Here is a 15,670-nt window from a genome sequence, read left to right on the forward strand (position 1 = left end):
GTTCCCCCTAAAACTTGATCTTTACGACGCGGCTCATCCAGAAACCGCCAACTGTAAACATGACTGAGGCACCGACGAGCATCAGCAGCCCAAGCGGTTTCTCTACGAAGACGTTGAGATAGCCGGGATTGATAAAGGCGAGGATAAAGGCCACGCCTACTGGCATTGCCATCAGCACGTAGGCGGACATTCTTCCTTCTGCGCTGAGGGACCTGATTTGGCCTTTGATTTCGCTTCGCTCGCGGATTGTCCCAGCGACCTGTTCAAGGACTTCCGCCAAGTCACCGCCGACTTCACGATTGATTTGGATCGCCTGTGAGATCCAGCGAAAGTCCTCGCTGTCCATACGGTCGGCTACGTCCTCAAAGGCAATGCGTGAGTCTTTGCCAATCCTCGTTTCATTGACGATGCGAAGCAGCTCTTCGGATGTGGGGGCATCCGCTTCCTGGGCGGCGGCTTCAACCGAGCGTAGGACGCTGTGGCCAACCCTGAGCCCGCCAATCAACATTTGGATCGTGTCAGTCAGCTGTTCCTCAAACTTTGCTCTGCGCCGGTCCCGGAGGAAGACCAGGACAACTTTGGCAAGAAGCGGTGTGGCAGCTCCCGCCATCAGCCCAAGGAGAGGGTGAGTCAGGAGGGCAACAAAAGCCCCCGTCAGGATGGAAGCCACCGCCACGGCGACGGTGAAATCAGCAGGCGCCATTTTGACTCCTGCGTTGTAGAGGACCTCACGGTTATACGGTCCCCCCGAATCACCAATGAGGTTTTCAACCGCGTTGACCGCTGTCTGCGAGACTCGTGCAACTGCGGACTTATCGTCCTGGCTGCTGCTTAGCCGACGTCGTTCCAGAGGGATCGACCCAAAACGAGGCTTGAAGACAACAAAGATCACGAGAACCATGGCGGACAAGCAGAGCGCCACGGCAAGTACGAAGACCATGGGGGATTCCATGGCTATCGCCTTCCCACCGGTGCCAGTCCGGCGCCGAAAACTGCCGGGGATACGGAAATGCCAAGTTCGGCGAACCGATCCAGAAAACGTGGCCGTATGCCTGTGGGCAGTGGCCTGCCAAGGAATCGTCCTTGGGCATCCACGCCCGCCGCGTAGTCGAAGAGGAAGGCGTCTTGGAGGGTAACGATGTCCCCTTCCATGCCTTGAACTTCTGTCACATGGGTCACCCGCCGGCTGCCATCGCGGAGCCGCGTCACTTGGACGATGAGATCGACGGCAGACGAAACCTGTTCCCGAATCGCGCGAAGTGGGAGATCCATTCCCGCCATGAGGACCAGGGTCTCCAGGCGGGCGATGGCGTCCCTTGGAGAGTTCGCATGCACTGTGGACAACGACCCATCGTGACCTGTGTTCATTGCCTGCAGCATGTCAAGGGATTCTCCGCTTCGAACTTCGCCCACAATGATGCGGTCTGGCCTCATGCGCAGGGAGTTGCGGACGAGGTCCCGGATGGTCACTGCACCCTTGCCCTCGATGTTTGGTGGCCGGCTTTCCAGCCGGACCACATGTTCCTGCTGGAGTTGCAGCTCGACAGCATCCTCGATGGTGACGATGCGGTCGTCCCGCGGTATGAACGAGGACAGCACATTGAGCAGCGTGGTTTTACCGGTGCCTGTACCACCGGAAACGATGATGTTCAAGCGGGCCCGAACGCAAGCGCTCAACAATTCAGCCATCTCCGGAGTCAGTGAACCCCAATCGATGAGGTTTTGCACCGTCAAGGGCACGTGGCTGAATTTCCGGATCGTCAGAGATGGCCCGTTCACCGCCAAAGGCGGAATAATGGCATTTACCCTGGACCCGTCCTCCAGCCGCGCATCCACAAGGGGGGAGGATTCGTCAATGCGACGCCCGACCTTGGAGACGATGCGTTCAATAACTGTCCGCAGGTGATTGTCCGAGCTGAACCTGGTGCCTGTCAGGGACAAGTGCCCATGGCGTTCAATATAGATCTGATCAAAGCGGTTAACCATGATCTCTGTCACCGAGGGGTCCTCGAGCAAGCGCTGCAGGGGACCATAGCCCATGACCTCATCAGCGATTTCGCGAATCAGCCGGCGGCGCTCCTCCGGGGACAGCGGAACCTGCTCCTGGTCGATGACCGTGGAAAGTTCCTCCACTGCGGAGGCGCGAAGGGCCTCTTCGGAAGTCGTGCTTTCGCCGAATCGGGTCCCCATCCGCTCAAAGAGCGCCTGGGCGGCTCTTTGTTTAAGGCCTCCCAGTGCGTCCGTCGTTGGGCTCGCGATTGGCGCCGGGGAGGACGTAGAGACGGAAAGAAGCGCGGCTGGAGGAGGCACCTGAGCCGCGGCATTCAGGTCAGGTGCAGCGTCGGTGTGTCCGGCAACTTCTTCTGGCACCGCTGAATTTGCGTTGGACCTCGAGAGCCGATCTGACAATTTCATGAGACAACCACCCGTCGGTGAAGCTTGGTTTGTGCGGAAGCTATCCATTCAGGATCAAAGCGGTCTACGAGCTTCTTCAGCCCCTTGGACGCTGAGTCCCTGGCGTTGCTTTGTAGGATCGGGATACCGCGATTGGTCGAGTAGGGGAGGGTTTTGGAACGGGGAACGACCGTATCAACGGGGACTCCGATGGTCGCTTCCACATCCTGTACGGAAATTCCGCTCTTGCGGTCAGCAAAGTTGAGCACCGTGTGCCGGCCTTGGGGAAGTAACTGGAGCTCCCGGAGCACGGCGAAGCATTTGTGCAGCCCACGAATGCTGGGTACATCCATGCCACACACCCAGACGCCATCAGTCGCCTGCTCCAAAGTCGCCAACACGTGCTCGCCCAGCCCAGGAGCGGTATCCACGACGACGTACTTGAATTCGCTCGCAAGCTGATCGATCAGCCTGCTGACATGCTCGGCCGTGATGAAGTCTGACTCCGCCGGGGTTCTCGGTCCGCAAAGCGCATATATACCCGCTGGATGCACCGTAAGAAATGCCTTTAGCACCATGGAGTCCTGGGAAGCGACTCCGTGGACAGCATCAGTGATTGAGTGTTCGGGCTCAAGCAGGAGGCCGGACGCAACATCGCCGAACTGCAGGTCAAGGTCCACCAGCACCACGCTCATCGGCGCAACCTTTCCCAGTCCAATGGCCAGGTTGGTGGCCACGGTGGTCTTGCCGACGCCTCCCTTAGGGGACATGACGGCAATAACCCTGCCGCGGTCGCGCGCTCCTTCTGCCGCCGGAGCCATGCCCCGCCGGCGGCTTGCAGCAGCCAGACATGCCCGCTCGAGCAGTACCCTGAGCTCGCTGAGGCCGATTTCGGATGTGACAACGTCTCGAATGCCGGAGTGCATGGCCCGAAGTACCAGGTCCGGATTTGGCTCTGCAATCAGAATCAGGCTGATCTCTGGATACTGGAGATCGAAGACCGTGGCGAGCTTGAGCGCATCGTCGGGCGTGACCCCTGGACCGAGGATAAGAACCTCAGGCGGAGCGCCGTTCAGTTGCCTGAATACGTCGTCGGGTCCACCGGCGAGCACTTGGGGCGACAGCGTCTGTAGCTCTCCGTGAAGGGCACCGGCGATGGCCTGACGGATGCGGCCTTCAAAGTCGCGAACTGCGGTGATTGCTACAAAGCGGCTCATTGGTACAGCCCGCCTAATTTAGTGACAGGGGGGGTGGATTTGGCCGTGGAATCGGTTTGTTTGGCCAGCCAGAGCTTGCCGAATTCAGCGCTGTAGACCAGCTTCGAGGCATCCGCATCGCTTCGGGCGAAGGTGATGAAAGCTGAGCCATTCGGCATTGCAACATTTGATTCGGTTGAGCCGGAGCTTGTGTTGTTCTTGGGATCGGACGGTGCTTTTTGCACCGCCGTGATGAGGACATCGTGGAAAAGCAAGCCGGTTTGACCGTCTTCTTTATTGAACGAGGAGTAAATTGTCACGGTATCTCCGGCTTCAAGCCGGCCGCCCAGGATGCGTTCGGGGGCCAGTAAGAGGGTGACTTCCTCTAACCCATCCGGCACAGGGACGGTGCCAGGTGCCAAGTCGCGGGGGCTCACCAGACGGGCCGCCAGCAATTGCTCGCCTGGCTGAAGCGCCACTGCGGTAACCTTCCCTTCCTGCTGATCGAGCGTTGTTAGAGCCCCCTCAGGAACTGCGGACTTGGGGATTGATTCGGCACGAACCTTGCCTGCAAGGTCAGAGGACTTTGTCCCTGCAGGAACCTGTTCGCTGACGACCAGGACACTGACAGGTTCCAAGCCGGCTTGGGCGCGGGCTGAAGCGCCCTGGACGTAGACGAAAAGGAGAATGGCGCCAACTACTGCCAGCAGTAGTGCAGCTAAGCCTCCCAGTAGGCGTGATTTCACTTCAGTTGCTCCTTAGATGTGGTGTGACAAAGTCCTGGCGGAACTGCGTAGTTACTTGGTGAGTACAGCTCCGGTTCCTCCATAGTTGGACGCCGTGTTGGATATAGAGAGCCCCTCCTGCAGAGAAACAAAGCGGGTGAAGTACCCCTGGATGCCGCGGCAGTTTCCGCCATTACATGAGGGAGCTAGCGGGTCAAGATCTGTCTGTGCGGGGCCGCCGCCGAACTTGTAACCAGTTACTTGGAAGGCGAGAAATCCAGCCAACGTGTATTGGGTCTTTTGTCCGTTCTGCACGGCGTTTGTGAAGATCGGGATCAGCACCGGTGAGTCCTTGATGGTCGCCGGCATACTTTGGCAGACGCTGGGCAAGTCATTGCCCGGGTTGCTGCCTGCCTCCGCGGTTGCGATATCGATGTTGGTCGAGCAGCCGCTGTCCGTGTCCAGCCAGCCAAAACCCCCAGGGGCGTAGCCATTTTGCGCTTCGCAACCAGGGAAAGTCGGCACGTTTTGGTCGTAGCGCAGAAGAATTCGGGTGGGGTCCGGATTACCGGTGAACGTTCCTGTCGAGTTCAACTCTGCGAGCTGGCTGGGCGTCAGAAAACTCTCGAAAACGCACATGCTGATGGTCCACGGGAGTGTCTTGCCCGCGGACGGAGGTCCCCATGCGGCCTCGGCGGTAGCTGTAATCTGACTCGTATTGAAGCCCAAGATCCGAGCAAAGAAGAGTGAAAAGTAGTTGTTGCCGGACGTGTCACGGGAGTTGGTAACTACTCGAACCGAATTTGAGGTGGGTTGGGTGACAGACAGCACTCCTGTGGATCCGTCGTTGGCATTATTGTCGGCCAGCCGATTCAAAGGTGTCGCCATAGCTGCGCTGCAGTTCATACCCTTGGCGCAGTCAGCCGCTATGGCCAGTGCAGTTGCGTCTGCCCCATTCTGAATCTGGGCTTTTTCTGCGTACATCCCACCGACGTCCACAGCCAGGGCAGCGCAACCCAGGAGAGCGACCATTAAGATCGCCACCAGGACCGTAGCTGCGCCTTTTTCTCGTTCCCCGTTACGGGCCGAATTGATCGCACGAAAAGAAGACCATCGAGTCAGCCGCCGCATCTCATTACCCCTACTCCGGTCATTGACAATGGAAAGATCCCGGATGCCCCGAAGAATCCGGCATCGAGAAAGCCGGTTAAAGACGGCAAAGCAACCTTCGTCGTCACTTGGACATTCGACCCTGCTGAGCAGCTGCTGGCGTTGTCGGTGACGGTTACGGGAAGTCCCGATAACGCCGGCGCAGCTGCGAGGGCAGCGGCCTGAACGTTGAGTCCACTTTCGGCGTGATGAATCGCTGCGTACCGCGCGCCTTCACGAGCTGCTTGGGTGAGGGACACCTGGACGTTGTAGGCCCTGCCGAACTCGATGATTCCCAGAAGAATTAGCAACAGAAGCGGGAGGACGATTGCCATCTCCACTGCTACAGCGCCTTTTTCCTTCCTGCTTGACTTCATGACCTCTCCCGGTGTCCCAGATAACTTGTTTGTTGTGACGTTGCAGCGTCGGTCGCCAGTACCGCCGCTGCAACTATTGAAATTAGAGAGCGTTTGAAATGGATGTGAAGAGGGCCGCGATCCGTGGGCCCAGGATGACGACTGCTGCCAGCACGAGGACTGCGATAAAGGCCACCTTGATGCTGTACTCGACCATGGCTGCGCCCTTTTCGTCCGCTGTGAGACGTGCTTTCGCGGTGTGAAGAAAGGAGCATATAGTGGCAACAATTGCGCTCATCGGTATTACTTCCTTCCAGGTACTGGACCAGGGATCCAATTGGATGCAAGTCCTGAACCGGCGACAGGCGAGGGATCTGTGGGGCCCTCGTCTGTCGCCGGTTAGATGCCTAGAGGGCGTTCGATACCGTGGTGAACAGGCCGGCGATCTGCGGCCCGAGAATGATGACAGCTGCCATAACAAGGACTGCGATGAAGGCGACCATGATGCCGTACTCCACCATGGTGGCGCCCTTTTCGGATTCGAAGCGCTCCTTGATGCCGGCGATGAAGGCAGTCAATGAGACCATAAGAGAAGTCATTTTAGTTTCCTTTAATTCGGTGAAATGGATTGATTTGTATTTCAACGAATTTCCAGCTGCCCCCATAAAATCTTTAGCGGCTGGACTTCGCTAAGAAGAGATTGTCATTTGGGGCAGTGGGCAACAATGCGTAGTGGTACTCGAGTTTTTTTGGGGATGCCAAAAGTACGTACTCGGAACTGCGGGCGAGTACTCAAGCGGGCGGTGACCCGTCCTTAGGTACTACTTGGTCAGGCCAGGAGCGTTCGGAGTGGCTGCCTACCGGCTGGCTAAGCCAGGAGGAGCGCAGTGGCGGCAGCTGCGGCGAGCATGGAGGGGCCATGAGCCACCTCGGTCGTCTTGTTTCGGCCCTTTAGCGCCACGAGAATGATTGTGACCAAGCCGTTGAGTATGAAGCCCAGGAGGCCGCCGTAGAGCAACGGGGCCCAACCTAGGTACCCCAAGTAGAGGCCGATGGGCGCGGCCAGCTTCACGTCGCCCATCCCGATGGCCCCAGGGGAAATTAGGCCCAATATCAGGTAGCCGGCGAACAGAATCACCGCTCCCAGCAGTGCACGAGCGAAGTCCTGGGTCGGACTGCTGAGGAACCCTGGAAACAAAAGCAGTAATCCGCCCCCGGCGAGCAGCATTAATACGAGCGGGTTCGGTAGCAAATGTAAGGCAGCGTCGATGCGTGCGAGCTGCACGCCGAGGACGGCTAGGAATAGGAAAGCCGGAAGAAAAGAAGTAATTCCAAACCGCAGTGCAAAAGCCGCGCACGTGAGCCCGGTGAGTGCCGCCGTCGTAATCCGTGCCGGGAGGCCAGGCAGGCCACCCAGCCGCGGGAGCCGTTTGGAGATGAGGACCTCGGCCAGGGGGGAGAGTGCGGCGCCCACTAGGCCGATGCCAACAACCCAAAGCCATCCCGGCAGGCCCTCATGACCCGTTGTAAACACCGCGACCCCCTGCGTCCGTCAGGCCGGCAGGCGCTGAGGCGGCATCCGGCTACCCCATTTTGACCCTGAACCCCCGGACGCGCTAATCTTGGTAGTCGTTGTGCGTGTCCTATTCCGATGGTGCGTGCCCGCTTGAGAATCCGGTTGCAGGATAACTACTCAACGTGCATATTCGGAACTTCAGGATGACTGGTTACATAGAGCCCTCACCTCTGTTCCGGTAGCGCGCAGACAGTAGGTGCACGAGCTAGTGACACCTAAACAAGAACGCCAGAACAAGAACGAGGCAAACACCGTGCGTACGTACACCCCGAAGCCCGGCGATATCAACCGCCAGTGGCACGTCATTGACGCCACCGACGTTGTCCTTGGCCGTCTTGCAAGCCAGACCGCAATCCTGCTGCGCGGCAAGCACAAGGCCACCTATGCATCCCACATGGACATGGGCGACTTCGTCATCATCATCAACGCTGAAAAGGTTGCCCTGACCGGCGCCAAGCTGGAGCAGAAGCGTGCTTACCGCCACTCCGGCTACCCGGGCGGCCTGACCTCCGTCAACTACGCGGAACTGCTGGAATCCAACCCGGTCCGCGCCGTTGAGAAGGCCATCAAAGGCATGCTCCCCAAGAACTCCCTCGCTGCACAGCAGCTGGGCAAGCTGAAGGTGTACCGCGGTGCCGAGCACCCGCACGCCGCCCAGCAGCCCAAGACTTTCGAAATCACCCAGGTCGCCCAGTAGTCCTGGCCACCAAACAACTTACTTAATACAAGGAGAATCGTGGCTCAGAACGAAGAACTGACCACCGAGGCCCCCGAGGCCGAGGAAAACCTGACCAGCTACACCTCTGAGAGCTCCGCTGCTGAAGCTGCTCCCAAGAAGGAACGCCCGGCCCTGACCGTTGCCGGCGCAGCTGTTGGCCGCCGCAAGGAAGCTGTTGCACGCGTCCGCGTTGTGCCCGGCACCGGCAAGTGGACCATCAACGGCCGCGAGCTGGCGAACTACTTCCCGAACAAGCTGCACCAGCAGGACGTCAACGAACCCTTCAAGATCCTCGATCTCGAAGGCGCCTACGATGTCATCGCCCGCATCCACGGCGGCGGCATCTCCGGCCAGGCAGGCGCCCTGCGCCTCGGCATCGCCCGTTCGCTGAACGAGATCGACGTCGAGAACAACCGACCGACCCTGAAGAAGGCCGGTTACCTGTCCCGCGACGCCCGCGTCATCGAGCGTAAGAAGGCCGGTCTCAAGAAGGCCCGCAAGGCCCAGCAGTACTCCAAGCGCTAAATCCGCTTGCACAGAAGCCCGTCCCGCCGTTTGGCGGGACGGGCTTTTGCCGTTTACGAGTCCTGCAACTGCTGGTGAAAGTCGAAAACGTCCATTGCGCCCACTTGAATGTACGAATAATGGGAACGAACCCAGCTGGTGACTTCGTCGGCATACTCCGCTTCGGGCTCGATGTCTTGCGAATCGTGCCGAACAATGTAGAACCGGATTTCCCCCGATTCGATGTAATCAGCTAGTTGTCCGGTTGTCGGGTAAGGTGTGCTTCCATTGAACCCGCCGACCGGCATCACCGGCGACTCGAGGTTGAGCTGATATTGTGCGGCGTTCAGGGCGCCCGGCGTGGCTGCGAGCCATCGGGACCCTCGGTCGCCGGTAGACCTGAGGAACGCCAAGACGTCTGGGTCGGCTGGATGGCCCAGAGCGGATCCCCGGATGCGTTGGCTGTTGCCGGCTGGCCAACGAGTCGGATCAGGCGAATCCAACACGATCGGGCTTCCGACTAGCGCTGCGGTCGGCGAGACTCCAGTGTGCGGACTAATCACGGCCGACGCCGAAAGTAGCAGTGGCCCCAAGCCGCAGGTTAGTGCGACAGAGGATGCGGTCAGGCGGCGCACGCTACGGTTTCGGAGCCGGAAAACAATTAGTTCGCAACTGATCAAGCAAATGGCGGCCACAATAAGAGCAAAGATGCGGCCTACGTCAGAGGAGTTTGTGAGGTAGCCAAAAGCTAGGATGCCACAGATCAGTACTGACAGGGACAAAGCAATCCGGTATGGCAGCCATCTTTGAGCTGGAGTGATCAATCCATTCACTGCGCCGGCAAGGATGGCGCCAGCCGGTGCCAAAGTTGCCAAGTAGTAGGGGTGGACGACTCCTCCCATGAGACTGAATGTTGTCCAATAAATAGTCATCCATCCTCCGGAAGCAAGGAGAATTGCACGCCGTTTGTCGCACCGCGGCTGGCGGCGAAGGAGAATCAATGAAGCGAGGAGGAGCAGTGCCGCTGCCGGAAGCAACCAGACACCTTGACTTCCAAAGGAGGCATACCGTATCAACCTGAATGGCCCGGGAGGCGCCGCTTCAGATCCTGGTGTCCCTCCGCCGGATGCCCCTAAAATGCGCCCCAGTCCGTTTTGCCTGAGGAGAACCTCGACAAAACTGTTAGTGAATGAACCCCCGGCATAAGGGCGTGCATCCGGGGACGTCAATTCTGCCGTCATGATCCATAGGCCTGCTATGGCAGCTGCCACGGCTACACAGCTTGCCAATTGGCGCAGCCGACGGTTGAAGGGCCCTGGTCCCGCGTAGAGGTACACTCCTCCCAGAACGGGAAACAGTAGGAGGGCCTGCGCCGACTTGGTAAGGAAAGCAGCGCCAATGACCCCTCCGGTTGCCAGAACCCAACGCCACCGACCATCCTCGGCTGCTCGGATCATTAGGTAGGTCGCCAACGTCAGCAGGAAGATTAGTAGGGCATCCGGATTGTTGTATCTGAACATCACAACGGCGGCCGGAGTTAGCAGTAAGACGACCCCAGCAATCATCGCGGAATTGTGGTGAAAGTGCCGGCGTACAGTGAAATACGTAAGCGCCACCGTACCAACGCCGAGAAGAGCCTGCGGCCCCAGAAGACTCCATGAGCTGAGGCCAAATACTCGCAGCGACAAGGACGACAACCAGATGCTTGCTGGCAACTTGTCCACTGTGATGCCGTTTCCGCCGTCGGAGGCGCCGAAGAAGAATGCTTTCCAGTCGGTGGCACCGGCTTGAGCGGCGGCGGCATAGTACCCGTTGCCCCACCCGTTGGAATCCAGTCCCCAGAAGTACATGACAGCAGCAGCACTAACTAGGGCCCCAAGCCCAACCAAGTCCCTACGATTCAATGGAGTGCCCCCGCCGCTCACTGTCTGTGGCCCAATCGGCAACGCCGATGGCTATGAAGGCAAGATACATGAGCCCTCGATCAGCCACCACACGCAAGGCGACAGCAGTTAGCAATAACGCCAATAGGTCGGCAGTCATGCCCCATCCACTAGACTTGACCGGTGTCTAGATTATTTGGAACTGATGGTGTCCGGGGGCTTGCGAACGGTCTGCTGACTGCGGAGCTGGCTATGCAGCTGGCCCAGGCGGCCGCCGTCGTGCTTGGCCACGACCGCAACTCCAACGGCTCTCGGCCCCGCGCCGTGGTGGCCCGTGACCCGCGCGCCAGCGGTGAATTCATCGCCGCCGCGGTGGAGGCCGGGCTCTCGAGCTCGGGCATCGACGTCTACGACGCCGGCGTCCTCCCCACCCCTGCGGCGGCCTACCTGGTGGCGGACCTCGACGCCGATTTCGGCGTCATGATCTCCGCCTCCCACAACCCCGCACCGGACAACGGCATCAAGTTCTTCGCCCGCGGCGGCCAAAAGCTCCCGGACGACGTGGAAGACGCCATCGAGGCGCAGATGTCCAAGGAGGCGGCCCGCCCGGTGGGCGCCGACGTCGGGCGCATCCAGCGCTTCTCCGACGCCGAGGACCGCTACATCGTGCACCTCCTGCGCACGCTCCCGCACAACCTCGAAGGCCTCAAGGTGGTCCTGGACTGCGCGAACGGCGCCGCCAGCGGCTGCTCCCCGCAGGTCTTCAAGGATGCCGGCGCTGACGTCGTCGTCATTGGCGCCGAGCCCGACGGCCACAACATCAACGACGGCGTCGGCTCCACCCACCTGGGCCCCCTCAAGGAAGCCGTGGTCAAGTGCCAGGCGAACCTGGGCATCGCCCACGACGGCGACGCCGACCGCTGCCTCGCCGTGGACCACGAAGGCAACGAGGTGGACGGCGACCAGATCATGGCCATCCTCGCCATCGCACTCCAGAAGTCCGGCAAGCTCAAGGACGACGTCCTCGTGGCCACCGTCATGAGCAACCTCGGCCTCAAGATCGCCCTCCGCAAGGCCGGCATCAGCATCCGCGAAACTGCGGTGGGGGACCGGTACGTCCTCGAGGAAATGCGCGACGGCGGCTATAACCTGGGCGGCGAACAGTCCGGCCACGTGATCTTCTCCGACTACGCCACCACCGGCGACGGCGTGCTCACCGGCCTTCAAATCGCAGCCCAGGTGGCCCTCACCGGGAAGCCGCTCAAGGAACTGGCCACCGTGATGACCAAGCTCCCGCAGGTCCTCATCAACGTCAAGGGCGTGGACCGCACCAGGGTGGGCAGCAACGACGTCCTGGCCCAGGCCGTCTCCGCCGCCGAGGCGGCGCTCGGCGAAACAGGCCGCGTCCTGCTCCGTCCCTCCGGCACGGAGCCTGTTGTACGCGTCATGGTGGAAGCCGCGGATGAAGACACGGCGGAATCTATCGCAGAGCACCTGGCTCAAGTGGTTCGGGTCGAGCTTGCCCTTGAGTTTGCTGTGGACTGAGGCGTAAGGGGATCTTTTTGATGTTTGGCATTCGTACGCCAAAGTTCGAAAACGACTGCTGCGATAGCAAAGAACTGAACGATGGATGCCAGCAAGAGCGGCCAAATGTAGCGATAGCCAGTGAAGTAGAGGCAATACGCGACAAGTCCAGTGCCCGCCAGTAGCCATGGAACGAGGCGCAACTTTTTGCGGTGCAGAAGCAGCAGAGACATCACTTCAGCGGTGAAAAAATAACGGTCATGCATTTGAGGTAGCAAGAATGGGCATAAAGCTACAGACGAGATTGCCAAAAGCACATTACGATCCGCAGAATCTGGTCCGCGCCAGTAAGCAGTGGCCATTACCAGCAGTCCCAATCCGCAGATTAGGAGTGCCGGAATTTTTCCCTCAGCGGCGGTAACTGATGGGAACCAAGCGTAAATGTTCACGGCACCCATTGATAGGTTGTCCTCTTGGGTCTGGTGGAAATACACACTGAAGGTACTTGTCAAAGTACGGCCGAACAGGATGGGAAGACCGCTGAAGAGACCCCAGACCCCAACAGCCATGGCAGGCAGTGCGAGACTATGACGGTTACGCAGAGCGATAAGAGCTAACGCCGGCAGGAAGAACACGGCCTGCAGTTTGAACGACAGCGCGACTGCCCACCACAGCCATGCACGAGGACCATCCCTAAGTAGGAGGCTCCTAAGGGAAAGCAGAAGGAAAGCGGTGTAGATAGAGTCGCACTGTCCCCACATACTGGCGTTGAGTAGCACGGTAGGCAAAAAGAGTGCGATCAGTGCTGCTACTTCCGGTCGGAGCCCGGCCGACGGTAGTTGTTTAACGACTCCTCGAACCGAAAACGCTAGTAGACAGTCTCCAACGAGTGAAACTATCTTGACGGCGTAATGTTCTTCTGCGGGTATCAGGCTGCCGAGAAACATGAGGAACATGTAGGGGAAATTGTAGCTGGAGAACTCTCCCCCGAGGGCGGATGCACCCTGAGTACGGAACTCCTGCATCCATGGCACAAAGAACAGGCGGGAGTCTGGGCTGACATAGGGGAAAAGCGCTATTCGAGCCGCCAAGGCAACGCTTCCAAGGATCAGTAGCACCCATGTTGGAAGTGGCTTCCGTGTCCTGTCAGTACTTGGTTGCAGCAAAATTTCGGTTCCCCCCATTCGGATAATTTTTGGGTGGTAGATGGCATATGTCAACGAAAGACTTGCCAAGAAGGTGTGGCCCGCCTCCAACAATGGAAGCGGGCCACACCTCTGTGCAAAAGCTTAGGGCGTGCGGCTCTTCAGCGCGTCCCGGATCTCGGTGAGGAGCGCAACCTGCGGGTCCTCGGCGGCGTCCTTCTTCACGTCCTTGTTGATCCCCAGCCGGCGGTTGCGGCGCTCGATCATCAGGTTCATGGGCATCACCACCACAAAGTAGATGGCCGCGGCGATCAGCAGGAAATTCACCACGGCAGTCAACAGGACGCCGAACTCGATGGCGTTGCCGTTCAGCTCCACCCTCGCGAAGCTGTCGAAATTCGGCGCGCCCACCAGGCCGGAGACGAAGGGCATCAGCACCTTGTTGACCAGCGCCGTCACCACCGCGCCGAACGCGGTACCCATGACAACGGCGACCGCCAGGTCCACCACGTTGCCCTTCATGATGAAGTTCTTGAATCCATTAAGCATGGAAACCAACCTAGCGCACCGGCATTACAGGTACGCGGGCGCCGCCTCCAGGCCGAAGTACTCCTCCAGCGTGCCGATGCCGCGGTTCGTCATGTCCGTGGCCGCCTCCACGCCCACATACCGCAGGTGCCACGGCTCGTAGTAGTACCCCGTGACGGGGTGCAGCATCCACGGGTACCTCACCACGAACCCGAACCGGTAGGCGTTCGCCTTCGCCCACACCGCCGCGGGCTGGTCCGCGAAGCACGGCTGGAAGCTGCACGCGCCGCCGCCATCGCCAATGTCGAACGCCCATCCCGTCTGGTGTTCGGAATGGCCCGGCCGGGCGCTGGCCGTGTCGGCGTCGGCCTGTCCCCGTGCCGCCACATACCCGTTGTACGTGGTCACCTGCGTGCCGTACGATCGGTAGCCGCTGCCCAGGACCATCGCCACGCCGTCCCGCGCTGCAGCCGCGAACATCGACTCCGCCGCAGCCGCCGTCGTGCTGTTCAGCAGCGCCGCCTCACCCGAAGCGGAGATTGCGACGGCGGGACGCACCAGGTCAGCCGGCGCATAGTCCGCGGGTGCCAGCGGACGGTGCTTGTTCACGATGACCCACTGGCTCGCCGGGTCGCTCAGCGAAAACTGCCGCGCCAACGCTGCCGAGGGCGGCGGCGCCGGGGACGGCACGTCCGGTGACTGGCCCACCGTGGCGGCGTCCGGCGTCGCGCCCGGCAATGCCGATCCGCCAGCAGGGGAGGGGGCGGCAGGGGAAAGGGCAGCGGACGACGACGGCACCGCCACGGGTGCGTCCGGCGTGCAGGCTGACAGGACAGTCAGCCCGGCGCCGGCAGCGAGGAAGCGGGCGAAGCTGCGGCGGCTCGGGGAACCGCAGTCATGGCACACCTGTGCTACACCTTCCGCAGGAGCATGCGGCGGATCGAGTGGTCCGCGTCTTTGGTGAGCACCAGCTGCGCGCGGCCCCGCGTCGGCAGGACGTTCTCCTCCAGGTTGGGCTCATTGATCCGCTTCCAAATGTCCCGGGCGGTGCTCTCCGCCTCTTCGTCCGAGAGTGTGGCGTAGCGGTGGAAGTAGGACTCCGGCTGGGCGAACGCCGTGCTCCGCAGCTTCCGGAACCGGTCCACGTACCACTCCTCGATATACGAGGTCTTGGCATCCACGTAGATGGAGAAATCGAAGAAATCACTCAGCGCCAGGCCCTGCCGCCCATCATGCCGCGGCCGGGCCGGCGCCAGGACGTTCAAGCCCTCCACAATGAGGACGTCCGGACGGCGGACCACCACTTCCTTGCCGGGGACGATGTCGTACGTGACATGCGAGTACCAGGGCGCCCGGACCTCCTCCGCGCCGCTCTTGATCTCGCTGACGAACCGCAGCAGCGCCCGCCGGTCGTAGGACTCGGGGAAACCCTTCCGGTCCAGCAACTGCCGGCGCTTGAGCTCGGCCAGGGGATAGAGGAACCCGTCCGTGGTGATCAGCTCCACGTTCGGGGTGCCGGGCCAGCGGCGGAGCATCTCCCGCAGCACGCGCGCAATGGTGGACTTTCCCACGGCAACGGATCCGGCAACGCCGATGACGAACGGGGTGCGCTGGGTCTGCTCCCCCAGGAAGGTTGTGGTGGCCGCATGCAACTGCCCCGCGGCTTCGACATACAGGTGCAGCAGCCGGGACAGCGGGAGGTAGACATCCCGGACCTCGTTGATGTCCAAGGGGTCGCCAAGACCACGAAGGCGCAGCACGTCCTCTTCATTAAGGGGCTGTTCCATCTGGGCTGCGAGCCGGGACCAGGTTTGCCGGTCCAGCTCCACGAACGGCGAGGCACCCTCCCCGTTCGCTTCGTTGCGTTGCGAAGTCACGCTAAAGATTCTGCCCCGCTCCCGCGCCATCACGAAATGACGGTCCTGTTCAGCGCGGCGGTCCCGGTCACGAGCCTGCCGCGCCCCGACCAGGA

At 60.5% G+C, this 15,670-nt stretch carries 17 protein-coding genes; 3 read left to right on the forward strand and 14 right to left on the reverse strand.

Translation table 11 applies throughout. From position 1 onward, the window contains the following. Positions 1–7: 7 nt before the first annotated feature. The 9 genes from K4G53_RS15250 to K4G53_RS15290 form a co-directional block, all read right to left on the reverse strand. Positions 8–940 carry a type II secretion system F family protein gene (locus tag K4G53_RS15250; protein ID WP_260323618.1) on the reverse strand — a complete coding sequence of 311 codons (933 nt, stop codon included), beginning with the start codon at positions 938–940 and terminating at the stop codon, positions 8–10. Positions 941–954: 14 nt separating this feature from the next. Further along, the gene (locus tag K4G53_RS15255; protein ID WP_221386493.1) at positions 955–2,415 is read right to left on the reverse strand and encodes a CpaF family protein; all 1,461 of its coding nucleotides are present in this window, start codon (positions 2,413–2,415) and stop codon (positions 955–957) included. Further along, positions 2,412–3,611, reverse strand: coding sequence for an AAA family ATPase (locus K4G53_RS15260; protein WP_221386494.1), 1,200 nt, complete (start codon positions 3,609–3,611; stop codon positions 2,412–2,414). Before K4G53_RS15260 ends, K4G53_RS15255 begins: the two co-directional genes overlap by 4 nt. Further along, positions 3,608–4,336, reverse strand: a complete 729-nt coding sequence (locus K4G53_RS15265) for a Flp pilus assembly protein CpaB (RefSeq protein WP_221386495.1) — start codon at positions 4,334–4,336, stop codon at positions 3,608–3,610. The genes K4G53_RS15260 and K4G53_RS15265 overlap by 4 nt, the downstream gene beginning before the upstream one ends. Positions 4,337–4,387: 51 nt before the next feature. Beyond that, entirely contained in the window at positions 4,388–5,446 is a 1,059-nt protein-coding gene (locus tag K4G53_RS15270) for a pilus assembly protein TadG-related protein (RefSeq protein WP_221386496.1), read from the reverse strand. Then, positions 5,434–5,841: a TadE/TadG family type IV pilus assembly protein gene (locus K4G53_RS15275; protein ID WP_221386497.1), complete on the reverse strand. Its 408-nt coding sequence runs from the start codon at positions 5,839–5,841 to the stop codon at positions 5,434–5,436. The genes K4G53_RS15270 and K4G53_RS15275 overlap by 13 nt, the downstream gene beginning before the upstream one ends. 82 nt (positions 5,842–5,923) lie before the next feature. Next, complete coding sequence (locus K4G53_RS15280) at positions 5,924–6,118, reverse strand: Flp family type IVb pilin (protein WP_221386498.1); 195 nt, start codon at positions 6,116–6,118, stop codon at positions 5,924–5,926. A 109-nt stretch (positions 6,119–6,227) separates the two neighbouring features. Beyond that, positions 6,228–6,407, reverse strand: coding sequence for a Flp family type IVb pilin (locus K4G53_RS15285; RefSeq protein ID WP_221386941.1), 180 nt, complete (start codon positions 6,405–6,407; stop codon positions 6,228–6,230). A gap of 281 nt (positions 6,408–6,688) precedes the next feature. Then, complete coding sequence (locus tag K4G53_RS15290; RefSeq protein ID WP_308287897.1) at positions 6,689–7,294, reverse strand: prepilin peptidase; 606 nt, start codon at positions 7,292–7,294, stop codon at positions 6,689–6,691. Positions 7,295–7,649: 355 nt separating this feature from the next. On the opposite strand from K4G53_RS15290, the gene rplM reads away from it, so the two are divergent. Then, positions 7,650–8,093, forward strand: coding sequence for a 50S ribosomal protein L13 (gene rplM, locus K4G53_RS15295; protein ID WP_009358699.1), 444 nt, complete (start codon positions 7,650–7,652; stop codon positions 8,091–8,093). Positions 8,094–8,132: 39 nt separating this feature from the next. Further along, positions 8,133–8,639 carry a 30S ribosomal protein S9 gene (rpsI, locus tag K4G53_RS15300; protein ID WP_141942595.1) on the forward strand — a complete coding sequence of 169 codons (507 nt, stop codon included), beginning with the start codon at positions 8,133–8,135 and terminating at the stop codon, positions 8,637–8,639. 53 nt (positions 8,640–8,692) lie between these two features. On the opposite strand, the gene K4G53_RS15305 is transcribed toward rpsI, so the two are convergent. Further along, complete coding sequence (locus K4G53_RS15305; RefSeq protein WP_221386500.1) at positions 8,693–10,468, reverse strand: glycosyltransferase family 39 protein; 1,776 nt, start codon at positions 10,466–10,468, stop codon at positions 8,693–8,695. A 216-nt stretch (positions 10,469–10,684) separates the two neighbouring features. Between K4G53_RS15305 and glmM the strand changes: the two genes are divergently transcribed. Continuing rightward, entirely contained in the window at positions 10,685–12,046 is a 1,362-nt protein-coding gene (gene glmM, locus K4G53_RS15310; protein WP_221386501.1) for a phosphoglucosamine mutase, read from the forward strand. On the opposite strand, the gene K4G53_RS15315 is transcribed toward glmM, so the two are convergent. From K4G53_RS15315 to coaA, 4 genes are all read right to left on the reverse strand, one after another. Then, a complete protein-coding gene (locus K4G53_RS15315; protein WP_221386502.1) occupies positions 12,001–13,209 on the reverse strand; it encodes a hypothetical protein in 1,209 nt (402 codons plus the stop codon). The two genes, glmM and K4G53_RS15315, sit on opposite strands and share 46 nt — an antisense overlap. A 105-nt stretch (positions 13,210–13,314) precedes the next feature. Continuing rightward, positions 13,315–13,719, reverse strand: a complete 405-nt coding sequence (mscL, locus tag K4G53_RS15320) for a large conductance mechanosensitive channel protein MscL (RefSeq protein ID WP_221386503.1) — start codon at positions 13,717–13,719, stop codon at positions 13,315–13,317. Between the two features lie 24 nt (positions 13,720–13,743). Further along, entirely contained in the window at positions 13,744–14,604 is an 861-nt protein-coding gene (locus K4G53_RS15325; protein ID WP_221386504.1) for a D-alanyl-D-alanine carboxypeptidase family protein, read from the reverse strand. Between the two features lie 5 nt (positions 14,605–14,609). Then, entirely contained in the window at positions 14,610–15,605 is a 996-nt protein-coding gene (coaA, locus tag K4G53_RS15330; protein ID WP_221386505.1) for a type I pantothenate kinase, read from the reverse strand. Positions 15,606–15,670: the final 65 nt, after the last annotated feature.

Origin of the sequence: Arthrobacter sp. MAHUQ-56 (assembly GCF_019710585.1) — a bacterium.
In the GTDB taxonomy this organism is placed as follows: Bacteria; Actinomycetota; Actinomycetes; order Actinomycetales; family Micrococcaceae; genus Arthrobacter.

Bases quoted from the DNA above. Each gene is read 5' to 3' on its own strand.
- K4G53_RS15280 (WP_221386498.1), bottom strand. From the start codon at position 6,118: ATGAGCGCAATTGTTGCCACTATATGCTCCTTTCTTCACACCGCGAAA.
- K4G53_RS15315 (WP_221386502.1), bottom strand. From the start codon at position 13,209: ATGGGGGGAACCGAAATTTTGCTGCAACCAAGTACTGACAGGACACGG.
- mscL (WP_221386503.1), bottom strand. From the start codon at position 13,719: ATGCTTAATGGATTCAAGAACTTCATCATGAAGGGCAACGTGGTGGAC.
- K4G53_RS15260 (WP_221386494.1), bottom strand. From the start codon at position 3,611: ATGAGCCGCTTTGTAGCAATCACCGCAGTTCGCGACTTTGAAGGCCGC.
- K4G53_RS15285 (WP_221386941.1), bottom strand. From the start codon at position 6,407: ATGGTCTCATTGACTGCCTTCATCGCCGGCATCAAGGAGCGCTTCGAA.
- K4G53_RS15270 (WP_221386496.1), bottom strand. From the start codon at position 5,446: ATGCGGCGGCTGACTCGATGGTCTTCTTTTCGTGCGATCAATTCGGCC.
- K4G53_RS15255 (WP_221386493.1), bottom strand. From the start codon at position 2,415: ATGAAATTGTCAGATCGGCTCTCGAGGTCCAACGCAAATTCAGCGGTG.
- coaA (WP_221386505.1), bottom strand. From the start codon at position 15,605: ATGGCGCGGGAGCGGGGCAGAATCTTTAGCGTGACTTCGCAACGCAAC.
- K4G53_RS15275 (WP_221386497.1), bottom strand. From the start codon at position 5,841: ATGAAGTCAAGCAGGAAGGAAAAAGGCGCTGTAGCAGTGGAGATGGCA.
- K4G53_RS15250 (WP_260323618.1), bottom strand. From the start codon at position 940: ATGGTCTTCGTACTTGCCGTGGCGCTCTGCTTGTCCGCCATGGTTCTC.
- K4G53_RS15305 (WP_221386500.1), bottom strand. From the start codon at position 10,468: ATGTACTTCTGGGGACTGGATTCCAACGGGTGGGGCAACGGGTACTAT.